The organism is Peribacillus sp. Bi96, assembly GCF_918698115.1.
Classification (GTDB): domain Bacteria; phylum Bacillota; class Bacilli; order Bacillales; family DSM-1321; genus Peribacillus.
The window spans coordinates 43,994-66,476 of the sequence record NZ_CAKKLV010000020.1 but is presented as its reverse complement, the minus strand read 5'-3'; the positions used below and the strand labels follow the sequence as shown (position 1 = coordinate 66,476).

The following is a 22,483-nucleotide window of genomic DNA, read 5'->3' as shown; positions in this document are numbered from 1 at the left end:
TTTTAAATATTCTGAATATAAACTATAATTGATTTATTTTAAAACATCTAGGAGGTCACTATGGGTTTAGTAGAGAAAATCAGCGGATTTGCTGGTAAAACATTTACATTATGGGTCATTATATTTGCAGTAATTGCGTATATCTTACCTAATCATTTTATATGGATTGGTGCATATATTGTTCCTTTATTAGGAATTGTCATGTTTGGCATGGGACTTACACTATCAGCAGCGGATTTTAAAGAAGTTTTCCGTCGACCGAAAGAAGTGGCACTAGGGGTGGCTGGACACTTTATCATTATGCCATTATTAGCGTTTGCATTAGCAATAGGGTTCGATTTACCGAAAGAGGTGGCTGTTGGGGTTATTTTGGTTGGATGCTGCCCTAGTGGGACAGCGTCAAATGTCATGGTGTTTCTGGCAAGAGGGAATGTTGCACTTGCCGTTGCCATTGCTTCTGTTTCCACCATTCTAGCACCTATCGTAACACCCCTGCTTATTCTGCTCTTGGCAAGTAAATGGGTTAATATTAGTATTGGGTCATTATTTATTTCCATCATTCAAGTGGTAATCATCCCACTAATGCTTGGATTTATTGTTAAAAAGTTTTTCGGTAAACAGGCAGAGGCCGGTGCAAAGGCTTTGCCTCTGGTATCTGTTATTTCCATTGTCCTGATCGTATCCGCTGTCGTAGCAGGCAGCCAAGCCCAGCTGGCTAAAACAGGTTTGCTGATTTTTGCAGTAGTCGTTCTTCATAATGTTCTTGGTTTTATTCTCGGCTTTTTCTTTGCTCGTTTATGCGGGATGGATTTAGCTAAGCAGAAAGCAGTCGCTATGGAGGTTGGAATGCAGAACTCTGGCTTGGGTGTAGCTATAGCAACGGCCCATTTCTCTCCTTTGGCCGCTGTACCTAGTGCCATTTTCAGTGTTTGGCATAATATATCTGGCTCCGTTCTAGCCTTTATCTTCAGTCGCATGAAAGATAAAAAAAATGTAGGAACCGTTAAAAATAATTCGATAAAAACAGACGTATCATAATGTTGGAGATGAACCACTAACACTTTTCATTTTTATTAACCGAAATGACTGTAGACAAAGGGGTTCTATCTACATGTTAAAACAAAGTTGATTGGAACGGGTGTGCGAGACTCCTACGGGAAAAGCGAGTGCCTGCAGTGGAAATCAACGTTTGAATTTTACAACCCTCAAAAAAGCTGAAGCCGATTGAATAAATCGGCTTTTTTTTGTGAATCAACCATCGGCAACTTTGAAATTCAAAGGAAAACATCATAGATTGTGGTTTCGATTCATATAGAAATCCATTCCCCAATAAGTAAACTTACTGCCTTTGTTGGGAGTATTTTTTTGAACTACCTGCTATACTACTAGATAAAAGTAAGATATAAAAACATACAGATGATTCGTTAATAGTCATTGAATTTCATTTTAAGGATGAGGGAATATAATGTCAGCAAAAATAAAATCGTCACGAAAAATCGCTAGATATTCACTAATGATCATGGGGGCAGGCTATATTGCAACCACTCCATTTCAAGGTTCTTTACCGTTGGACTTATTACATGGAGGGTTTGAAGCAGGTCTAGTTGGAGGATTGGCGGATTGGTTTGCAGTCACTGCTTTATTCCGCCATCCACTTGGATTACCAATCCCTCATACAGCTCTTTTGCCCAACAATCGGAAAAGAATGACAAATGCACTCGTTTCGATGTTAAAAAATGACTGGCTTTCTAAGGAAAGCATTCAAGACAAAGTCAAACATGTTCCTTTTACAGAAAAACTGATCCCCATTTTAGTAAAAGAGATGCAAAGTGATACGTTTAGAAAAGTCCTGATTAAACTTATCAAGCAAATGATTTGTTATATAGATATAGAAAAGATAACACCTTTCGTTGCAAAAAAAATTAAAGCATCGCTTTCTAACATAGACATGAGTAAAATTCTACATTTAGTAAGTTCACAGTTACTTAACGAAGAGTTTGATAAGAAGGCTTTGGATCATGTTTTGAAAAAAGCTGAAGATTGGTTAGGAAAAAAACAAACCAGTCACCGCCTAGGTACTGTTTCCATGGATGTACTCAGCAAGATTGAACTGGAAGGCATGCTTCAGTTTGCCGTTAAATCCATTCAAAGTCTGCTTAACGAAGAGAAACTTGGGAATATCATACAAAATCTATTATTAAGTGTCGTAAATAATTTACAAAACGAGGACGAACCAAATAGAGAGGCTTTAATCTTATATATCAGGAAAGAGATTCAAGGCATTAACCATAACCGGGAACTGTTAGAAGGAGTTGAAAAATGGAAAGAACAACTTCTAACAAAATGGGAGCCTGAGGCAACAATAACGGGAAGTTTACAACAAATTCAACAAGAAGCATTGGATTTCGTCGAGAATGAACATTTCATGGATACTTATCTGGCACCTATGATTCATCACATACTAGACAATATTAAAGAAAATAGCACCCACATTGATCTTTGGATACAGAAACAAATTTCTGTTCTCATTGAAAATAATCATACGCAGATCGGCAATCTTGTACAAGAAAATTTAGACAAGCTAGACAATGAAACGCTGATTGATATGATGGAAAATGGTGTAGGAAAAGATTTACAATGGATTCGTGTGAACGGAGCGGTTTGTGGCTTTATAATCGGGATACTCCTAACAGGTATACAGGCTCTACTTAGGCTGATATAATTCTGGTCCCGGCGGGTGATTTGGTAACAGCAGCTTACTGCCGTTGGCTGCGAGTAGTCCGTATATTCCGTATTCGGTTTTCTGGAGGAGGCAAAAGTCCTTCATTCATTATTATAAAAGGACCTTAACAACTTATGTTAAGGTCCTTCTATTAGCAAGAAATACTTTTGATAAAATCAAATGTCTCTTTTAAATTCTTTTAATAAAATATCTTTTATTTCATCTAATTCGTTATTAGCAACAATTCTCTTGTCATAGTTATCATGCCAAATAAAATAATCAGATAAACCCACTCTAGGTTTATTTATATCACGATAGATGCTACTCAATTCCATCATAGTTTTACGATATGGTTCTGCTGATTCACAACCCAATAAGCATGAATCAATAAACTCAATTGAGGCTTTAGCTTGTCTTATTATAAATTCTAAATCATTCTTTTCCTTTGTCAATATTTTCACCAAACGAACATAAGCACCTTTAATAACTAATAATGTTTGCTCCAAGTTTATCCCCCATATTACAATTATTTTATTGGAATTTCATTAATCACTTCTAAATCCTTAATTTCCCATGGTTCTGACACAAAAATTTGATTTCCTCCACCTGAATAGATTCCAGCTTGATGGCCCGCCGGCCCCTCAAATATAGTAGTTCCTTTAGGGATTTTCAGTGTATAAACACTATCTAGTGGCGATGAACCAGTTAGTGAACCTGGTTTGGATCAATCCATTGTGCCTTTACAGCCAAATCAATTCTTCCTTCTATTCTAGTTGAAGGTTCTCTTGTAAAATATTGGCCTAAAGCATTTCTCCCACCACCTGCTTTTCCCGTTCTATATAAAATCAAATCTTGCTTAAGTACTTCCACATTATACTTTCCACTTCTAAAGGTAGATGCAGCTCCCGGATTAATGTCTGCTAAAGGTCCTGGATTCTCTATCATATTATACTTATAGTTATCTCCAAGTCCCCCTTGACCTGCTTTATCTAGTGATGTTGTTCCTTTATTTATTAATGCTGGATTCTTTGCCTGTAAATGATCCACATACTTAGCCACACCGCCGATTCCGAGTGCCATCAACAGCCCGTTCTGGCGCTGTTCCTCGGTTAGCTGGCTGCAAAGTGGAGTTAAAAAAATAATTATAAAAGTTATAAGATATAGAAAAGCCCCTAATAAGGGGCTTTTCTATTGTGCATATTAGGGAAACAGCTCAATAAATATTATAGGCGTTTGAAGCGAGGAAGTTAATCTAATGAATAGGGCTTCCTCTCCTCAATTATCTCAACTTCATCCCATTCTACATATTTGGAGTACATATATTTATCTGTTCTTTCAAAATCCATTTTTTTGGCAAGTTCAGTGTTAGTTGTATCCAACAGCACTTTACCTGTTTTCCCATCTTCAGATGCAGGAAATAACTCCCCCTTATATTTGGCATAAGGATTTATAGAAAATAAATCATTAACCTGATTTATATGAACCAATTTTGTGTAAATATTATTCTTATAATGAGTAAATCCATTGTCCATATCCTTTTTATCATTGCTTATTAATTCAATGAACTCCACTTTATCAGATTCTATAAACCTGTATTCTTTCCCATTATATAAAGTATACTCACCTTTTCTTATCATTTATATCCTCCATTACTTAGTTTTATATTACAGATACAAACTTCTTCTCTCTACCTTCAAAAATCCCGACTAATATTTCTTCGCCATTTTCAACTTTATATAATTCTGCGCCATTTCTTGGTAGGAATCTACCTTCAAATTTAAATTCAGGTATTACTTTATCATTTCTAGCCCCCGTAAAGCCGTTTAGTGTACATGGAGGACCATCTGTATTTAAGCCCCCAAATTTCTCCCCATACGGAACATATACATTATCTACTTTTTGTGTCATAAATTTTATAACACCGTAGGTACTTCCTCCTTCTGGAAATGGTCTTTTTCCATTCCAATCCGTATAATCTAGCCTCAAACTTTCAACGAAATCGTCATAAAGCTTTATATCATGTACATCTTCGGCTTTTGCAACGTAACCTCCAATTTCAGAATATGTGCCATCTAAGTATTTTTCTATATCCTGACCTGGAATGGTTTTCTGTAAAATAGTGGTCCTTTTAATAGGTGGAACAGCTTCTCTAATTGTTTTTAATTTTTCTACTTCCAAATCCGTTAACTCATCATGCGATTTTAATTTTAAGTCTTTAAACTCTGAAGTGGTCATGCCCACATTTTTGAGTACATCATCTATTTTACTATTAAAGCCTTGTAGGTCCTTTAATTTTTTTGAGTCAAATTGGGTTTTAACTTTTCTACCGTTAGTTGTTTGTTCACTAATATTTTTAAGCTGTCGACTATCCACATACTTAGCAGCACCAGCCACACCGCCGATTCCAAGTGCCATCAACAGCCCGTTCTGGCGCTGTTCCTCGGTTAGCTGGTTGCCGAACATGTCCTTGCCTGTAACTGCTTCGCCAAGGCCGTTGGCTGCGAGGAGTCCGTATATCCCGTATTCGGTTTTTTGGAGGAGGCTAAAGCCTTTTGTCGTTTTATAGGCATCGAGCGCGTGATTCGCTGCGTTGAGTCCTTTGGCCGTTTTGTAGATGGCGCTTCCGCCCTTGATGGCCCGGCCAGCCCAGCCGACGACGGGGATGAATCCGGCTGCGGCCATGGCTCCTGCTGCGATTCTTTCGGCATCGGACAGCTTGCGGCCCGTTATTGGATCGACTCCGGTCGTTGCCCTGATAGAATCATAATATCCGGTGAATTCCCCTGTAAAGGTTTTTGTCGTATCCCAGGCTTTTTCATACCATGGGCGGTTTTCGAGCTCTTCCATTTCGCGTTCGATTTTCCGTGCATCGGCTTGCTGCTTTTTAAAGGTCTGATAGTCTTTCATCTGACCGGCGACTTCATCCTTCACTCGATAGATGTCACTATTCTTAAAGGCCGTTTGGTTGAACGTTATCGGCGAAACATTGCCATCCTGTTTGGTGGCATCTAGTAAGGCGCGGAAAAGGCCAACGGCCACGTTTTCCTGGCCGACGGATACATCATATTCCTCGACCAATTGCCTGTCGACATTCTCGACCTTTGTCACGGTGTCATCCAGTCTCTGGCCGGCCAGCGTGATTTTTTCATTAAAGTCTTTTTGGTCGAACGTATCAAGAGGCAGGATATCATCAATGCTGTCGAGGATCCTTTGAAGATCGTTCGCTTGTTCATCGACAAGGGACTTTGCTTGGTTTATGCCATTTGAGACTTCGCCATCTAAAAAGGGAACCTCGACCACCGTATTTCCGGAGAGGTCCGCCTCTTCCAGACTGGCCGGAATACCCTCCAAAAAACTGATCTGGGTAGTGAATAGTTCCATCCAGGCGTCCGCCACCTCGATTTGCGCTTCATAGAAGCTTTTGATGGCAGCTGCACCGGCTCCCTGAAACTCGTTTTCCAGGCCGACAATACCCTGAAATTCCTTTTTCAGGGCTGTGACTTCCTTCTTTAGTTCTTCATATTGCTTGGCACGCGACTTGGTTGCGGCCGTCAATGTCTTGGCTTCATATATTTTCATCGCGTAGGATACCCATGTGAAGACGTATGGGCGATGGCTTCATCCTGTTCTTTTAATAAGTCAATGTTGGCACGGGTATCTTCCACATTTTTCTGGACGATTTTAATATATTGCTCAAAGACCTTCTCGAGGTTCGTTTCCCGGTCGATCCATTTTGAGGTGAATTGTAATTTATTTTTTCCAAGCTCACCTGCCGGCAGATTTCCAAACGCGACTGTACCAAGCGCCGTTTTCACCTGATCGACTTGCTTCGTTACGGCAGGATGATTCAGTTTGATTGTCGTCATTAAAACAACCACCCTTTTAAATACGATATTTTACTTTCCAATTGATGTATGACGGCTTCCCCTTTACCTAAAAGGACATCCGCTTCATGCGCTATCGCGCCTGCTGCACTCAGAGCTATTTTCTCTATATTCAGTATCGTGATCTTTCCCTCGATTTTCTCTTGGTAGTCGTCATAATCATCATGAATGATCGTGGACATAGCCTTATATGCATCACTGCGGGCATCTTGAAAATCCTCTGCACGGTTTCCCGTCCAGCTTTTTTCCAAATCCGGATTTTTAATTTTAGCGATTTCCCCAAGACAAGCATTCTGTTCTTCTTTGATTTGTCTTTTTGCCTGCTCCAAACGATTGATTTTTTCATTCACATCGGACGTTTTACTGGAGAGGGCTGAGTGAATTTCACTCAATGAATTTGCATACACTTAAAAAATCACCTCAAAGATCTCATTATGTAGACTGTCATATTTTTCATAATTTTTATTATAAGGATTATAGTCTTACAGTTAAATAGGGATAAATAAGCTATTTACGCTAGGTATTTAGGAAATTCTTCTCATCAAAACCAATTCCGAATTAGACTTTCTACCCCTGAATTTCCATTTTTAAACATAAAAAAAGAAACAGGCTTCCTCCTCTTTTTTTATGCATGATCTGAATTCTTTTTCGTCAATTAAATGCGGAGCTTTCACCTTTTTCCCTTTTTTATGATTTGGATTCATATTCCTCCCTTTATTAAGTGGATATAGTTTCACACTTCCACTTATTCAAGTGCCATGCCAGAGCAAAAAGGACAAGAAGACAGGCTTCGCTCATGAAGCGTGCCGATAAATCGGCACATCCTGACAAAGTAACGGCTCAAGTTAGACGAAATTCGGTTTGTATATTGCAGAACAAATGGCTCACCCTATAAATAGGAGGTGTCCAAAACATGGACCAATTTGAAAAAGCCTATGAAACCTATAAACAGCAGGGTACACCGCAAGCAAACCAAATTGATTCATCTGGAAAAGAAGAAATCATAGCAGTAAGGAAAAATGAAGAGGACAATATTATCGCAATCAAGACGAACTCTGGTCGCGAACTAGACTACCCCACTGCCCTTTCCGAAGCAAAAGCAGGCAACCTTGCCAATGTCGACGTCTTCCATAAATATGGACGTGATATATTGCGAAGTGAGCCCGATGGGATAAAAGAAAATAACTTGGATCAACTACCGGAATTTTGACTTTTTGAGGGAGCTGCCTGAAATGGGCAGTTTTTTTCTTTTGGATCAAAAACGCGGAGAAAGGACCCAGCATGATAGCCGGATCCTTATTATTCATACTGATAGGATTCAGAGATTTCAAGAAGTTGGCCACAGGATTCGACCACCTCAATGATTTCCATCCACGACATGTCCAGCCCCAGTTCATTAGCATGGGAAATCTTATCCCTTAATTTCCGGATGGCATTTGCCTCCCTCTTCCCCTTGCTTTTCGAAGGAATTTGGAAGAACCCCCTCAATTCCTTATCTTTATGAATGATATCGAATTTATCACTGATTTGCAGGCATTCTATTAAATTGATATCTTCATTTTTATCGATTCTCCTCCTATATAATTCGTTTGCCTTTTCTAAACGGTCCTCGCTGATCATTGGATACCAGATGCCATCACCGAACCTATGCATGATGATATCGCTCATCCTCATTTCCAATAGGGTAATATATCCGAATATCAGCATCCTGATTGGGGGCTTTTGAAGGTCGGCATGCGTAATTAAGCTTTTTATAGAATTATTCTCTAACACAAACACCCTTGTTTTATTCTTAAAAATACGAAGAAGTTGTATCAAAGGGGTTGAATCCGAAACCATTTCCCTAGGTGAAAAACTTTTCAAGTATTCCGAGATGATCCCTTCACCAAGTTCTTGCCTTTCGATATATCCGATGATTTCCCCTTGATCTTGCACTGCCATTATATCGAAATTCTTTTTTTCCAACGCTTTTTGTATGTCAGTTGCTTCATCATTTTTATGGCAAAACTCAAGTTCCTGGGCTATGCTCTTAACCGTGATGTTTTCTTCATAAAGAGTTTTAAGACTAAGATAGCTGCTATTGTTTTTTTTATCGCTTCCCTTTAACATCTTTCACCCTCCACTTATAAACTTTCTCCGCGATTGCCTACCACCAATTATAGACCGTTAATTTGCATCTGGTGTAGCTATTTCAAAAGAAGTGGAACAAAGTAGAAACGGTCATCAATAAATAAAGTCCACACAAAGTGGACTTTATTTATTGCGAATCTACTGCATTGCCTACCGCCGTTTCCTCATTCCCTTCTTCTTCCCAAGCCTTACAAACATCCACCCAATCCTCGGCGTTCGAATATTCAAATAATTCCGTGGTTGTAAGTTCTATTGCTGAGTTCGCACTGCCGCATGCCGGGAACAATGACTCAAAACGCTTCATTGATACATCAAGAAAAACATCTAGGTCGTTTGCAAGTCCAAATGGGCAAACTCCCCCGATTGCATGTCCGGTCTGTTCAAGCACCTCCTCAGGTGACAGCATTCGTGCCTTGTATCCGAACATCTGGCGAAACTTCTTATTATCCACTTTTGCATCCCCAGCTGCTACAACCAAAATCGCATTTTCACCTTCCCCCTTAAAAGAAAGAGTCTTAGCAATCCGAGCAGGGATGACGCCGATGGTTTCTGCTGCCTCACTCACCGTAGCACTTGATGTTTCGAACTCCATTACATCGCCTTCCCGGTCCCATTGTTTAAAATGGCTTTTGACACTCTCGATCGACATATTATATTCACTCCTTTGAAGTACATATAAAAATAATATCATCCTTCATTGCAATAAATCAAAATCCTTTTAGACTTTCACTGCATGATGAGTTATCATTTAAAAACCATTCTTTACAAATTGACGCAACAAGCATATATGGGCTACTATTAATCTTCGGGAAAAAGCCTAAACGTGGTTCGTAACCATCCCACGATAAAAAACTAGGGAGAGAATAAAATGAATGTTCGTACACTCGTGATAAACGGGTTATTGGCTGCCTTGTATGTGGCGGTCTCATTGGTGTTTAAACCAATCGCTTTTGAGATGTTCCAATTTCGAGTTCCGGAAATGTTGAATCATCTGATTGTATTCAATAAAAAGTATATCTACGGTATCGTCGGCGGAGTCTTCATATCGAATCTGCTCTTTTCACCGATGGTTCCGTATGATTTGATTTTTGGGGTGGGGCAATCCGTGCTCGCCTTATTGCTGGTCATTTTTGTATCGCGGTTCATAAAAAGCATTAAAGGGCGGATGATCGCAACGATTATCTTTTTCACATTCACTATGTTTTTGATTGCAATTGAACTGAACCTTGCCTTTGGCTTACCATTCTGGTTTAGCTGGATGACCACGGCTGTCGGTGAGTTCGTTGTCCTCTTGATTGGTGCGCCAATTATTTATGGAATGAACAAAAGAATTCAGTTTGAAAAGTGGCTTTAAAGGAATCTTCGCTTCGTAAACCCACTATAATGTAAAAGAGCTGTGTGCATCATGCGACAGCTCTTTTTTTCACCAATGAGCCTGAAAATGATAAACTATTAGTAAGAATGGTGGTGACCCTTTGAAAAAAGTCCTGACCTTAATCGGTCTTCTGGTAATCGCAATATTCATTTATTCTAATGCGGAATTGTTTACTTTGGTTTGGAAAAGTGATCTTGATTCAGTCATTAACATATTGAAGGAAAACCTTTTGCTCACTTTTTTCGTGACATTCGTATTGATGTTTATCCAGAATTCATTTACAATCATCCCCTTAATTTTGCTCCTTACTATCAATGTCACGATATTCGAGTTCATATATGGCTATCTATGGAGTTGGTTTACAAGTGTTGTTGCGTCCGGATTGATTTTTTATGCAGCAAGAAACTGGTTTCAGGAACCACTCTTAAAGAAGATGGGCGAAAAATGGCAAGAAACCGTTGTGGAGCATGGCTTTATGTACGTATTTACAGGGAGGATTTTCCCGCTTATCCCAACGAGTTTAATTAACTTGGCTGCTGGAGTCAGTACCGTCACTTTCAAGGATTTTTTATTTGCGACAGCACTGGGAAACCTTATATACTTTTTCTTTCTATCGCTAATCTCATATGGACTCCTATCTGTTGAAATGAACCTGTACACGGTAGCTGCACTCGCAATCCTCTTCTTACTATTTATCATTATCTATAAACGTTTAAAAAAGAAAAAAGCCCTAACCATCTTCAGGAAAAACAGGTGACCGCATTGGTCCCTGTTTTTTATTTATGATTCTGCATATATTTTTCTCCGATAGTTTGTTAAAATGTGTATGTAATTTTACCTTAGAAATGTCTTAAAATCAGGGAGAATCTCCATGTCCAAACGCTCCATCTTAGCAATATATATCCTTTCCGGGATTTTTACATTAGTCGTGTTCGACTATTTTTTAACTACAAATATCCACAACAAAGTGGTTTTCATTCAACTTCAAAGAGCGGAAGGCATTGTCTTTCTTTTATCAATAGGCTTGGTCCTATACCTTTATTTAGCTAAAAGGGAAGAATTCAAACAATTAAAAGAAGCGGAACAACGTCGGCGTACACTCATTAATTCAATGGTGGATTTCGTTAACTTCAAGGATGGTGAAGGCCGTTGGCTTGAATCCAATGCCTTCGGACTGCAATTATTTCAATTGGAGCATGTAGACTATAAGGGCAAAAAAGACAGCGAGCTCGCAGAATACACCGAATTTTATAAAGAGTCGTTGATCTACTGTGAAGTTTCCGATGAAGAAACATGGATTAAAGGGGAAATCACAAGGTGTGAGGAAATCATCCCTCTTCCCGATGGCAATCACAAAACCTTTGATACGATCAAAGTCCCATTGTTCTTTGAGGATGGTTCCCGAAAAGGCTTAGTCGTAATAGGCAGGGATATATCTCAAAGAGTTGTCGCAGAGAATCAATTATTCGATAGTGAACAACGCTATAAATCATTGTTTGAACACAACCCATATCCGATGCTCATGCTTGATTTAAACGGTATGATCACTACCGTAAACCCTAGGTTTGAAACGGTAACAGGGTTTCAACAAGAAGAAATCCATGGCGCCTCATTCATACAGTTGAACTTTTCAGAGGAGGATGAAGAACTGATCCGTACCTCTTGCCAATATGTCGTGGAAAACCATAAAGGGATCAAGAAAGGGAAAGATATTGAATTCCTTACGAAATACGGGAAGTCCATCTTGCTTTCCTGTACGTTTGTCCCGATGATGATTGGTGAGGAATTAGTCGGAATCATTACTTATGCTAAAGAGGTCACTCAAATACGAGAAACGGAAGCACGATTAAGAAGAACGGAAAAATTATCGATAGTCGGCGAACTTGCCGCCAGTGTAGCCCACGAAGTCCGTAACCCGTTAACTTCGTTAAAAGGATTCGTCCAGCTGCTTAAAAAGAACGATCATCCATTTGAACAATACTATACAATCATGTTAAGCGAATTGGACCGGATCAATCTTATTGTAAGCGAGTTACTCGTTCTGGCAAAACCACAGGAACTTCCATTCAGCAAACATCAAATCATCGGACTGATGAATGAAGTCAAGACCTTATTGAAACCGGAGGCAGACTCTTATCCAACCCAAATATCAATATCCGTAAAAAATGAAATCCCCCTGCTTTCATGTGAGGCAAACCAACTAAAGCAAGTATTCATAAACATGCTCAAAAATTCCATGGAAGCATCTGCCGATCACATTTGGATTGATTTCGAGCATATGGACAAAAACCTTTCCATTACCATCAAAGATAATGGCAGCGGAATAGAAAAAAATCGGTTAAAGCATCTTGGGGAACCTTTTTATTCTTCTAAAGAAAGAGGAACCGGTTTAGGATTGACAGTCAGTTGCCGAATCATTGAGGCACATCGGGGAAAGGTCCATTTTAACAGCGAGCTAAACCAAGGAACCGAAGTTCAAATCATTTTGCCCATATAAAGCGTAGGACAAGTGTTAGTACTTGTCCTTTTTTGCATGATCGAAAATAACTTTTGGTGCATTTAAAAAAGGGAAGTGAAGAACGCCTTGACCTTCCCCCAGAATGACCCCGCCGCTGCAGGCTCATTCCCATTCAACATCCCCTGCACGACTTTGTCATTCGATGGAACAGTCTCCGTTTTACCAGCTGTACTCATTTGCGTTGCCTCAACTTCTGTTTCATTTGTTTTGATATCGTCCACGGTTTCTTCTTCATCCATTTCCACATCCATATCCTTTTCGAAAACAATAACGTAAGTACGCCGGTTCCCATCTTTTGAAACCGTAACTGAAATGGCCGTCTTCGCTTTATCCTTGATCTTTACATTCCTACTGCTCTCACCTTCATATTCAACCGTGGCTCCACTAGCACTTGAAGCAGCATTCATTTCGACTGAGGTAATATCATTATCGACTTTGACATGATAGGTATGCTCATTCGAATCAAAAGGCTTGTTCCATACTCCAGTTGATACTGTCAGATTGTTCAAAAATGGCGGGGTTTTACCTTCTTCACCTAAAGAATCAGCAGATACTACCTCCTCTACAGGAATTGATTTCGTTTTTTGTGTTGAAATGTTTTCATTCTGTTGTACCTTCGATACTTTGCTGCCATTGCTTGTTTTTACATTATTAAATGAATCAACAGGGGTGGAAGATGGTTTATCTCCTTTAGACGCGGATGGCTGAGTTTTATTCGCCCCAGTAATAGGTTCCTTTTGAACTGTATCCTCTTTAGATTCGGCATCCTTATCCTTCGATTCCGTTTTCTTAGCTGCAGCCCGTGTAATCGTTAGCGTATATGTTTTTTCATCCCCATTTTCTGCAGTAACGATAATCTTCACCATTGTCTTACCAATTCGAAGGGGTACCTTTACACCTCCACTCGTTGCAGCCGTTCCGTTCACCTTTACATTTGCAGTACTATCACTCAATGTCGGAGACACAGTAATTGTCTTGATTTCATTCTCCACAGAAACATTATAAGCCGTCACTTTAGAATCAAACGGTAACGAGCCGCTTGATAATCCAATCGAAGTTAAAAGGTTGTCATCACTTTCAAGTTTTTCAACTTTGACGGTATAGGTCATCGTTTCATTTATTCCATCGCTGACTGTGATCTTGAATGTATTGATGCCAGTTTGAAGAGCTAGGTCCTTGGCCTTCCCATTTGTCAGTTTGACGCCATTCACGGATATGGTGGCATTCTCATTGATACTCTCAGCAAGCAAGGTGATCTTTTCAACTTCATTCGCCACTGTTGCACTATAGTCGAGTACATCTTCTGCAAATTTTTGATCCAATGCAATATCTTTTATTTCTAGCTTCGAAAGACTATTCACCGTTCGGTCATCTTCCTGAATGACGGCTGTCCCCTCCTCAGCGTATGCGGCAGGCATATAAAATGATATTCCTATCCCCGCAAGAGAACAAACCAAGACCACCTTCACGCTTTTTTCTTTTAACCCCTTCTTTAGCAAAGCCTATCCCCCCTATAATTCCTGCAAACACGATAGGGTCATAGTAACAAAGAAACCTTAATTATTTCTTAATGGGCTGTTGCACTAACTATCCAACCCCTAATGATCAACAACATCATGCAAAGGAATTCCAAACCAATATTTCCTTTTGATTATTTACATGTCTATAATGTTGGGAGGTAGGCTATTCTATTCATATCGTTATCCCTTTTCTTTTGAATCTCAAACTGCCTTTAGATCATTCATTTAATTTCACTGTTTTTTCACATTTTGCTCTTATAATAATCTTACATAAGCTAATGAAAGGGTGATGGCACACCAAGATGAAGAATTATTTATGGGTGGTAGTAAGCTTATTCAGTTTACTTTTATACCCGGCAATGGCTTCTGGTCACGCTACAGTAATAGGCTCTAACCCTAGCCCAAATGAAGCGATGGAAAATCTGCCTGAAAAGATCAGCATTCAATTCAGTGAGAATATACAACCAGCTTTCCATTCGCTTGAAGTATTCAGCCAGAATGGGGACAAAATTCAAATTCAAGACAGTAAAATTTCGGAACAAAGTGAAACAATACTGGAAGCTAAGTGGAAAGGCAAAATCGATGAAGGGATTTACTACATAAAATGGAGAGTGGTTTCGAGTGATGGCCACCCCATCGAAGGGACAATCCCCTTTCAATTCGGAAACTCGACCGCCCTATCAGATCAAGACATTTCTGAAGTGAACGCAGGTTTTCCGAATTCCATCATCATTTTCCTACAAAGTCTACAATACATAAGCTTCGCAGCTCTTTCAGGCGTCCTTTTTTTCCAATTATCTTTAACGAAGGATACCAACCTTTTTCAAGCTAGCAGGAGAGCACGTCTATACCTTTGGGTGTCATATGCAAGCTTGGCACTTTCCGTCTTCTGCAGTCTGCCTTTAAAAGTGACGATTGACGCTGGTGTAGGGTGGACGGATGCGTTTAATGTGACTTATATAAAAGAAGTATTGAATGCTACAAACTTCGGAAACATCTGGGTCATTGAAATTCTAATGTTGCTCCTTCTATTTTTAGCTATTTATTTCATGCTCGAGAACTCCTTGATTAAATCATTACCCATCTTTTCTTTTATCATTATAGCCATTTTGATGGTCTGTAAGGCATTCACAGGACATACAGCTGCTGTTCCTAATCACATTCTGGCTGTTGTAATGGATTTCCTCCACTTACTGTCCATGGCTTTATGGCTTGGCGGCCTTATGGCCTTATTGGTTATTTTGCCTGGGCTTGCCAATCGACAGGCAGTCCAAAAAGATAAGAAAACATTTTACTGGTCGATCATTCATAGGTTTTCCAGATGGGCGTTTTTATTTGTAATCATACTGATCATTAGCGGGATATATAGCAGCTTTCAACATGTACCGACTTTCCATTCATTGTTAAACACAACATATGGACAATTATTACTTGCGAAAATCGGTCTTATGTTAGTCATGATCGGTTTAGGAGCCTTTCATTTTTTCAGGGGGAAAACGCAAGCGAAAAAACTTGGTTTTAGTGTGGGAATGGAATTTGGTTTAGGGATCGTCGTACTCCTTGTTGCGGCTCTATTGACAAATGTCCAAACTGCGATGTCTTCCCCTGGGCCAATTGAGAAAACGGTAATGACGGAAGAAAAAAATGAGGTTACATTATTGGTGACTCCAAATGAAGTTGGGGACAATCTGATTCAAGTTGATTTATCCAATGAAGGCAAGCCAATTGCTGAAATAGAACAGCTTACAATCACGATGCAGCCAATCGATACGCCTGGCGGTGAACTAAAGCTGCAAATGCAAGAAAAAACTACAGGTACATTTACATCAAAGTCTTTATTAACCATGCCAGGAAAATGGAAAATCAATATTCACGGATTAACTGAAAGCCTCGATTCAATCAATGCTGATTTTACAATTTTCATAGGAAATTCATAACAGAAGGGATTTTATAAAAATGAAAAACTTTTCAAAGCTACTGATCTCTACATTTGCTGCATTATTCATTTTCTCCGGTTCGGCGTATGCACACGTTACAGTCAAGCCTAGTTCATCTGCCCCTGAAGCGTGGGAAACTTATACAATTAAAGTGCCCGTTGAAAAAGAAACGGCCACAACAAAAGTGACCTTAAAAATACCTGAAGGGGTTACTTTTGAAAGCTATCAGCCTGTACCAGGATGGAAAGTAACCACCGAAGACAAAAATGGGCATGTTAAAACGGTAACTTGGACTGCAACGGATGAAGGAATTGCAGCTGGACAGTTCCAGCAATTCTCATTCGTTGCCCAAAACCCTAAAGAAGAAACGAATGTGGCCTGGGATGCATTTCAATATTACGAAGATGGTGAAATTGTTGAATGGAGCGGTGACGAAGGCTCAGATCTACCGCATTCTGTAACGGAAATTTCACTAGCTCCTAAGGCTGATGCAGAATCTACGGACCATGGTCACAAAGATGAAGCTGATACGGATAATACCAAGGCAACTGACAATTCAAAGGATACGGTACAGACAGAAGATGATAGCAATGAAACGCTGATCATCACCCTTTCTGTCATATCACTAATACTCTCCATTGTAGCGCTTTTTGCGGCTCTAAGGAAAAAATAATCATTAAGGAAGGTGCCCCAATTTTCTTGGGACACCTTTTTTCACTTCTACTATTCCATAACCATCGTTTTACTCGGGAACTAGAAGGTTTTCTGTGAAACCTTAATGGATTGATTAACCCTTTGTTCCGCTATAGTTAAGTTAAGCAGTCCATTCCCTTGTGCTTTTTTGCTTATTCCGAGATCTTCCGTACTTTTCACTAGCTGTGCATATAATTCCGCTTCAGTTAGCGTGCGGCCAAACTCCTTTTCAGCAATCACTTTCAAGAGAGCTGCTGCACCGCTTACATGAGGCGTAGCCATTGACGTTCCGCTCAGCCTAGCATATTTATTTCCTGGATACGTAGAGAGAATATCAACCCCTGGCGCCACCAAGTCTATTTCATCATTTGTATTTGAAAAATCCGCTAAATTTCTGCTTAAATCCACAGCACCGACTTCCACCACTTCTGGATATGCACCCGGATAATCCAATTCGTCCGTTTCATGACGCCCATCCCCGCTATTTCCAGCTGCGCAGACAACTAGGATATCTTCCTGAAGCGCCCTTTGAATGAGCTTATGTTCTGCTTCATCCGCAGGACCTCCAAGTGAAAGTGAAATAACTGAAACCTTTTCCTCATTCGGTCCCCGCCAATTGATCGCATACTCTAAAGCTCCATTGATCCAATTAATATCACCTTGACCTTGGCCATTTAAGGCCTTTAACGCTAATATGCTCGCTTTCGGGGCCACTCCCACTACACCAACACTATTAATGGCCGCCAAAACCGTACCACTCACATGTGTTCCATGCCCGTTATCATCTTGATAATCACCGGTATTGGTAAAATCCTTCCCACCAATGATTCTTTCTTTGAGGTCTGGATGTCCCTTATCAATGCCTGTATCGATGACGGCAACTACCACGCCCTCACCATGATTGCTTTTTTCCCAAATTGCCGGGGCTTTCACAAGTTCGACACCCTCAGGAATCTTTTCTTTCACAGTCTCCATTACTTCAAGAACTTTGTACGGTATTAATCTTTTTTCTCTTGTCATTTGATTACCCCTTCCTTCGTTCAAAGTTAAACTGCCATCATTGTAGGGATTTTCATCCCGTCTGGCTGCCGTCTACCGTTGAAAGAGATGAGATCAAAAAACTCTTCTCCCTTATATATACCAGATTTTTGAAAATAATAAAGAAGTTTTCGGAAAATTCCATCTAAATGACTACTTTTTATTTCTTTTACTGCTATTATCTGGTACTCTTATTATAGAACAAACGTTCGTAAAACACCATGTTTTTTTTATTTATTACACAATTCGTTTTCAACCGTTACGATTTTCAAAAAAAAAGAAGTGACTCCTAATCGAGTCAACTTCCATGAATGATCAAGCTGCGCCGCAGCATTTTTTGTATTTTTTTCCGCTTCCGCATGGACATGGTTCATTCCTGCCGATGACCGGCTCCGTATGAACATGAGGCATTTTAGCTGCCTTTGCACTTTCCATGATGATTTGCGTGCCTTTTTCCTTCATTTGCTGATATCGCTGTTTAAATAAATCCATTACGTCTTTACTGTATTTTAACGTGTCCTCCGCAATATCCATTGCCTTTTGCTTGGAAATATTATAATCCTCTAGGGTAAATTGATTATCCCCGAAAGAAACCCTCACTCCAAAATGCTGTCCTGCCTGTTTATTGGACTTGCTCTCCTCAACGAATTCAAGGTATACTTCCTGGCAATCACATGTCTGATGCATGCAATAGTAATCATATATCCAATACGTTTTGTCTTCGTACTTACTCTTTAAAGCAATTCCATCCTCAACGCCAAAAACATCCAAATACTTTATCGCTTTTCCATCAAGTATCTCAAATGGATCAATCGTTCTCATCTATAGACACATCCTAATTCATCAAAATTTATTCTTCCTATGTATTGTACAACCTAAATCCTCAATCGTCACTTGAAACGAAGCGTGACTAGGATAAGTCCCTTTTTGGTAAAAGGATTAAAACAATCCAATAAAAAACAGCTGCAACAGTGTGTTTGCACTGATGCAGCTGCCCCCTTTATCCATCATCCGATCCATGTGGTCAATTCATCAATCGGTGTTTTCTTAGCAGGCTTCGGCTCCATGTCAGGGTAGCCCAAGTAAATGAATGCCAGTATTTCTCCTTTTGAGGATAAATTGAAAAATTCCCGGACCTTTTCATGATAAGTTATTTTTCCCGTTCTCCACACTGCCCCCAGCCCTAAGGAATGTGCAGCAAGAAGCATATTTTGGATAGCACTGTTCACTGCCGCATATTCTTCGGTTTCGAGGACATTATTCTTATCACTAGGCTCTATGCCCACGGCGATGATGACCGGAGCCCTAAGGGGATTCTTTTTTTGCCTTTCAAGCTTACTTATTAAATTTTCCGGAGTATCATCCGCGTTTTCAATTCGCGTTATTTCTTCGAATACCTGCCCAAGTTTATTTCTTCCATCTCCAGTCAAAACAAAAAAACGCCAAGGCTCCGTCCGATGATGATTAGGTGCATATGTTCCAGCTTCAATAATTTGCTCAATCATTTCTTTAGGTACCGGATCTTGCTTAACGATCCCAATGCTTCTTCTCGTTTTTATAGCTTCGATAGTTTCCATATTATCTCCCCTTATCCCTTAATCTCCAATAGTTTTTGTTTCAGCTCATTTTCCATGGACGCCAATTCCTGTTCGGCATGTCGGCGTTTTTGCCTGCCCTCCTCTTGGATCCGCATGGTTTCTTCAAGTGTAGAAATCAAGTTAGCTTGGGTATTCTTTAGAGTTTCAATATCGACAATTCCCCGCTCATTTTCTTTAGCCGTTTCAATGGTATTTGTTTTGAGCATTTCAGAGTTCTTCAATAACAAATCATTCGTGGTTTTGGAAACCTGCTTTTGCGCTTCTACAGCATGACGCTGCCTGATTAGGGTCAATGCAATCGCAACCTGATTTTTCCAAAGTGGAATCGCCGTCATGATCGAAGATTGTATTTTTTCGACTAGCGCCTGATTCGTGTTTTGGATCAGCCTGATTTGCGGTGCGCTTTGAATCGTGATTTCACGACTCAATTTCAAGTCATGCAGCCTTTTATCCAACCGTTCAGCAAATTGGCGCATATCATTGACTTCTTGAAACTGCATTTGATCATTGCTCAATTCCGCAGATTTCTTTAGCTCAGGAATCGTTTTCTCATGAATTTCTTCGAGTTTAATTTCCCCCGCCGCAATATAGACATTCAACGCCTGGAAATATTCCTTATTCGTTTCATATAGCTTTTCAAGGATTACGATATCCGATAACAAGATATTCTTACTCCGATCGAGCTTCACACTGATGCGATCAATCTGGGCACCCGTTTTTTGATACTTGGAAAGCGCTTCCTGTACAGTTCCCGAGAGCTTCCCGAACATCCGCGCAAAAAATGAGGGCTTATCCGGTTTAAGCTCATCAGGGCTCAGCTCGTTTAACTTCTTCATTAAATCACTGATAATGTCGCCTACTTCACCAACATCTTTTTTCTGTACATGCTCAAGCATCGAATTCGAAAAAGTCAGGAGCTTTGATTGGGCGGGTGTACCATAGGATATCATCGCTTGATGATTCGTTGGGTCAATTTGTTCAGCAAGCTGATAAGCCTTGGCCCGGTTCTCTTCTGGAATGACATCAATCAGTTTAACCGGCTTCGCTTCCTTGGGAGACGCTTTCTCCAGCTCCTGCACCTCATTAAAGGGATTGGCTAAAAGATCATCCATCAAATTGGCATTATTCGTTTTATTCAACAGGTTTGGATCATTGTTATTCATTTTAACCTCCTGCTTTCATCAATTACTTGTGACTCTTTTTTAGTTTTAATCGATTGCTTTGCAACGTCCAATTCGAAGTTAAGGTGATCGATATCATCGGCAATCACTTTGTATAAATCTTTTTCTATCGTTTTAGTGAGTTCCTTTAAGGTTTTGCGGGTTTCTGTTAAAGATAGTTCGAGTTCCTTATTCTTTCTTGGCTGCTGTGATAAAAAAACATATTTCTCCGCAAGCTCCGTGGCAGAATCCAGATGCGAATAATAAAATTGTTCCGCCTGGTAAAATCGCTTCGGTTCTTTTTTAGTCAGACTATATATTTTTCTGATCATTTTAATCATATCCTTCCTCTGTTTAAAAGAAGAGATATGTCTGACCGAGATTAGCGCCTTTTGCACTCGCCATATTTTCGGTTTTGCTTCACTTAAATTTTTCTTTATATATTGATATTCTTTTCTCGTCAATTCATGTTTTTTGAGGAAGCGCGAGGAAAAATAAACGGAACTTAGCCAGTATGCAAGCGTCCCTCCCGCTAAGGAAATGGCAACAGACAAAACAAACGGTTGATTCAATACAAAATAGCTAATTAGCCAAACTGGTAAAACCGTTGGAAATCCAATCAATATCGGAACAAAACCAGCTAGAAATCGATTCATGATCATTACACTCCTGACTTACACTCTTTTCTATATATACGGATTATCCTTTTGATTGGTTTCATGATAAAAAAAGATTTTCTCTTACCCTAAACGATATAGGAACAGGATGATTTCTGCAAATTTATTGAAATTTTTCTTTAAAAAACATACCTCGTGATTCGCTCATATGGGCTATCGCCTAGTCACTTATCTGGAACTTACATAAGTTATAACGTACCATCCCGATTTTAAAAGGAGAGTTGACTATGAATTCATACGGATTTTATCCTTTTCCACAACAAAATGGAAATCACCAGTACATTCAACCTAATTACAACCCATATTTCCAACAACCGGAACGATTTGATTATGTCCCGCAGCAGGATTGGGATTATCAGAGAGATTGGGATTATCAGCAAGTTCAAGAAAATTCATACACCCAAGTGTCCGACCCGTTAGATATAGATAGACAACAGCCGCAAACTCAGCAACTTGAAAGAAGAGTCCGGGAACTTGAACGTCAAAACGAGCGTCAATCGAGGGAACTCACTCGGCAGAACCAAGAAATTACAAGGATAAATCGAGAAGTGAACCGTGTAAACCAGGAAATAACCAGACTGAATCAAAATGATCAACGCCATACGAATAGGCTGAATCGACTAAATCAAAGACTTCGTGCCGTTGAACGAAACCTAAACATCCCCTTCACCGCAACAGATGATGGCTTTTAATAAAAAAGCAGGAGCTCATTATGAGCCCTGCTTTTTTATCTGCTTTGCTGTTTGTGCGTTCTCTTGAGTTTCGGCTGTTTACTCGTGAATTGGGAGCATTTACTCGTGAGTTTGTGCTTTCCTCATTAGTTTCGGCTATTTACTCGTGAGTTTCGTGCATTTACTCGTGAGTTTCGGCCGTTTACTCGTGAGTTTTGTGCATTTACTCGTGAGTTTGTGTCTGCCTCATTAGTTTCGGCTGTTTACTCGTGAGTTTCGTGCATTTACTCGTGAATTTCGTCCGTTTACTCGTGAATTTCGGCCGTTTACTCGTGAGTTTTGTGCATTTACTCGTGAGTTTTGGCCGTTTACTCGTGAGTTTCGTGCATTTACTCGTGAGTTTCGGCTCTTTACTCGTGAATTTGTGCCTGCCTCATTAGTTTCGGCTCTTTACTCGTGAATTTGTGCCTGCCTCATTAGTTTCGACTATTTACTCGTGAATTTGTGCCTTCCTCATGGAGCAAATACTTGATAATCAGTACTGTACAAGAAAATTAATC

Annotated in this window: 25 protein-coding genes and 1 riboswitch; of the genes, 11 read left to right on the top strand and 14 right to left on the bottom strand. The window is 39.8% G+C overall.

Features of this window, described 5'->3' with window-relative positions:
- The first annotated feature begins 60 nt into the window (after window positions 1-60).
- On the top strand, window positions 61-1,038 hold the full coding sequence (locus LQ203_RS20740; protein ID WP_230160910.1) for a bile acid:sodium symporter family protein: 978 nt from the start codon (window positions 61-63) through the stop codon (window positions 1,036-1,038).
- Window positions 1,039-1,465: 427 nt separating this feature from the next.
- Window positions 1,466-2,722, top strand: a complete 1,257-nt coding sequence (locus tag LQ203_RS20735; protein ID WP_230160908.1) for a DUF445 domain-containing protein — start codon at window positions 1,466-1,468, stop codon at window positions 2,720-2,722.
- Between the two features lie 176 nt (window positions 2,723-2,898).
- Here LQ203_RS20735 and LQ203_RS20730 read toward each other — a convergent pair whose 3' ends face one another.
- The 6 genes from LQ203_RS20730 to LQ203_RS20705 all read right to left on the bottom strand — a co-directional run bounded on the left by LQ203_RS20730 (window position 2,899) and on the right by LQ203_RS20705 (window position 7,013).
- The gene (locus LQ203_RS20730; protein WP_230160906.1) at window positions 2,899-3,228 is read right to left on the bottom strand and encodes a hypothetical protein; all 330 of its coding nucleotides are present in this window, start codon (window positions 3,226-3,228) and stop codon (window positions 2,899-2,901) included.
- Window positions 3,229-3,427: 199 nt separating this feature from the next.
- The gene (locus LQ203_RS20725; RefSeq protein WP_230160904.1) at window positions 3,428-3,802 is read right to left on the bottom strand and encodes a hypothetical protein; all 375 of its coding nucleotides are present in this window, start codon (window positions 3,800-3,802) and stop codon (window positions 3,428-3,430) included.
- 167 nt (window positions 3,803-3,969) lie between these two features.
- Complete coding sequence (locus LQ203_RS20720) at window positions 3,970-4,359, bottom strand: hypothetical protein (RefSeq protein WP_230160903.1); 390 nt, start codon at window positions 4,357-4,359, stop codon at window positions 3,970-3,972.
- Window positions 4,360-4,381: 22 nt separating this feature from the next.
- Complete coding sequence (locus LQ203_RS20715; RefSeq protein ID WP_230160901.1) at window positions 4,382-6,301, bottom strand: T7SS effector LXG polymorphic toxin; 1,920 nt, start codon at window positions 6,299-6,301, stop codon at window positions 4,382-4,384.
- Window positions 6,298-6,588: a YwqI/YxiC family protein gene (locus LQ203_RS20710; RefSeq protein ID WP_230160899.1), complete on the bottom strand. Its 291-nt coding sequence runs from the start codon at window positions 6,586-6,588 to the stop codon at window positions 6,298-6,300. The genes LQ203_RS20715 and LQ203_RS20710 overlap by 4 nt, the downstream gene beginning before the upstream one ends.
- The gene (locus LQ203_RS20705) at window positions 6,588-7,013 is read right to left on the bottom strand and encodes a DUF5082 family protein (RefSeq protein WP_230160897.1); all 426 of its coding nucleotides are present in this window, start codon (window positions 7,011-7,013) and stop codon (window positions 6,588-6,590) included. The genes LQ203_RS20710 and LQ203_RS20705 overlap by 1 nt, the downstream gene beginning before the upstream one ends.
- Before the next feature lie 506 nt (window positions 7,014-7,519).
- On the opposite strand from LQ203_RS20705, the gene LQ203_RS20700 reads away from it, so the two are divergent.
- A complete protein-coding gene (locus LQ203_RS20700; RefSeq protein ID WP_230160895.1) occupies window positions 7,520-7,816 on the top strand; it encodes a DUF3892 domain-containing protein in 297 nt (98 codons plus the stop codon).
- A gap of 89 nt (window positions 7,817-7,905) precedes the next feature.
- Here the strand turns inward: LQ203_RS20700 and LQ203_RS20695 are convergent, their stop codons facing one another.
- A complete protein-coding gene (locus tag LQ203_RS20695; protein WP_230160893.1) occupies window positions 7,906-8,715 on the bottom strand; it encodes a hypothetical protein in 810 nt (269 codons plus the stop codon).
- A 148-nt stretch (window positions 8,716-8,863) separates the two neighbouring features.
- Window positions 8,864-9,385, bottom strand: coding sequence for a YbaK/EbsC family protein (locus LQ203_RS20690; RefSeq protein WP_230160891.1), 522 nt, complete (start codon window positions 9,383-9,385; stop codon window positions 8,864-8,866).
- A gap of 168 nt (window positions 9,386-9,553) precedes the next feature.
- Window positions 9,554-9,598, top strand: a riboswitch (PreQ1 riboswitch).
- 6 nt (window positions 9,599-9,604) lie between these two features.
- On the opposite strand from LQ203_RS20690, the gene LQ203_RS20685 reads away from it, so the two are divergent.
- The 3 genes from LQ203_RS20685 (at window position 9,605) to LQ203_RS20675 (ending at window position 12,608) form a co-directional block, all read left to right on the top strand.
- Entirely contained in the window at window positions 9,605-10,090 is a 486-nt protein-coding gene (locus LQ203_RS20685; RefSeq protein ID WP_230160889.1) for a QueT transporter family protein, read from the top strand.
- Between the two features lie 121 nt (window positions 10,091-10,211).
- Window positions 10,212-10,868 carry a VTT domain-containing protein gene (locus LQ203_RS20680; RefSeq protein WP_230160886.1) on the top strand — a complete coding sequence of 219 codons (657 nt, stop codon included), beginning with the start codon at window positions 10,212-10,214 and terminating at the stop codon, window positions 10,866-10,868.
- Window positions 10,869-10,982: 114 nt separating this feature from the next.
- A complete protein-coding gene (locus LQ203_RS20675; RefSeq protein WP_230160884.1) occupies window positions 10,983-12,608 on the top strand; it encodes a PAS domain-containing sensor histidine kinase in 1,626 nt (541 codons plus the stop codon).
- Between the two features lie 62 nt (window positions 12,609-12,670).
- Here LQ203_RS20675 and LQ203_RS20670 read toward each other — a convergent pair whose 3' ends face one another.
- Entirely contained in the window at window positions 12,671-14,128 is a 1,458-nt protein-coding gene (locus LQ203_RS20670; protein WP_230160882.1) for a cadherin-like beta sandwich domain-containing protein, read from the bottom strand.
- A gap of 323 nt (window positions 14,129-14,451) precedes the next feature.
- Here LQ203_RS20670 and LQ203_RS20665 point away from each other — a divergent pair, with 323 nt between their 5' ends.
- Together LQ203_RS20665 and LQ203_RS20660 are read left to right on the top strand one after the other, a co-directional pair.
- Window positions 14,452-16,086, top strand: a complete 1,635-nt coding sequence (locus LQ203_RS20665; protein WP_230160880.1) for a copper resistance protein CopC — start codon at window positions 14,452-14,454, stop codon at window positions 16,084-16,086.
- A 19-nt stretch (window positions 16,087-16,105) separates the two neighbouring features.
- Window positions 16,106-16,759, top strand: a complete 654-nt coding sequence (locus LQ203_RS20660) for a DUF1775 domain-containing protein (protein ID WP_230160878.1) — start codon at window positions 16,106-16,108, stop codon at window positions 16,757-16,759.
- Between the two features lie 80 nt (window positions 16,760-16,839).
- Here the strand turns inward: LQ203_RS20660 and LQ203_RS20655 are convergent, their stop codons facing one another.
- The 5 genes from LQ203_RS20655 to LQ203_RS20635 all read right to left on the bottom strand — a co-directional run bounded on the left by LQ203_RS20655 (window position 16,840) and on the right by LQ203_RS20635 (window position 21,231).
- Window positions 16,840-17,799, bottom strand: a complete 960-nt coding sequence (locus tag LQ203_RS20655) for a S8 family peptidase (protein WP_230160876.1) — start codon at window positions 17,797-17,799, stop codon at window positions 16,840-16,842.
- 333 nt (window positions 17,800-18,132) lie between these two features.
- Window positions 18,133-18,639, bottom strand: coding sequence for an SEC-C metal-binding domain-containing protein (locus LQ203_RS20650; RefSeq protein WP_230160874.1), 507 nt, complete (start codon window positions 18,637-18,639; stop codon window positions 18,133-18,135).
- A gap of 185 nt (window positions 18,640-18,824) precedes the next feature.
- Complete coding sequence (locus LQ203_RS20645; RefSeq protein ID WP_230160872.1) at window positions 18,825-19,394, bottom strand: nitroreductase; 570 nt, start codon at window positions 19,392-19,394, stop codon at window positions 18,825-18,827.
- Between the two features lie 11 nt (window positions 19,395-19,405).
- The gene (locus tag LQ203_RS20640) at window positions 19,406-20,578 is read right to left on the bottom strand and encodes a toxic anion resistance protein (RefSeq protein WP_230160869.1); all 1,173 of its coding nucleotides are present in this window, start codon (window positions 20,576-20,578) and stop codon (window positions 19,406-19,408) included.
- Window positions 20,575-21,231, bottom strand: a complete 657-nt coding sequence (locus LQ203_RS20635; RefSeq protein WP_230160867.1) for a 5-bromo-4-chloroindolyl phosphate hydrolysis family protein — start codon at window positions 21,229-21,231, stop codon at window positions 20,575-20,577. Before LQ203_RS20635 ends, LQ203_RS20640 begins: the two co-directional genes overlap by 4 nt.
- Window positions 21,232-21,479: 248 nt before the next feature.
- Between LQ203_RS20635 and LQ203_RS27570 the strand changes: the two genes are divergently transcribed.
- From LQ203_RS27570 to LQ203_RS20625, 3 genes are all read left to right on the top strand, one after another.
- Complete coding sequence (locus LQ203_RS27570; RefSeq protein WP_290370623.1) at window positions 21,480-21,944, top strand: hypothetical protein; 465 nt, start codon at window positions 21,480-21,482, stop codon at window positions 21,942-21,944.
- A gap of 20 nt (window positions 21,945-21,964) precedes the next feature.
- Complete coding sequence (locus LQ203_RS27565; protein WP_290370622.1) at window positions 21,965-22,093, top strand: hypothetical protein; 129 nt, start codon at window positions 21,965-21,967, stop codon at window positions 22,091-22,093.
- Window positions 22,094-22,192: 99 nt separating this feature from the next.
- The gene (locus tag LQ203_RS20625; RefSeq protein WP_230160865.1) at window positions 22,193-22,363 is read left to right on the top strand and encodes a hypothetical protein; all 171 of its coding nucleotides are present in this window, start codon (window positions 22,193-22,195) and stop codon (window positions 22,361-22,363) included.
- The last annotated feature ends 120 nt before the right edge of the window (window positions 22,364-22,483 follow it).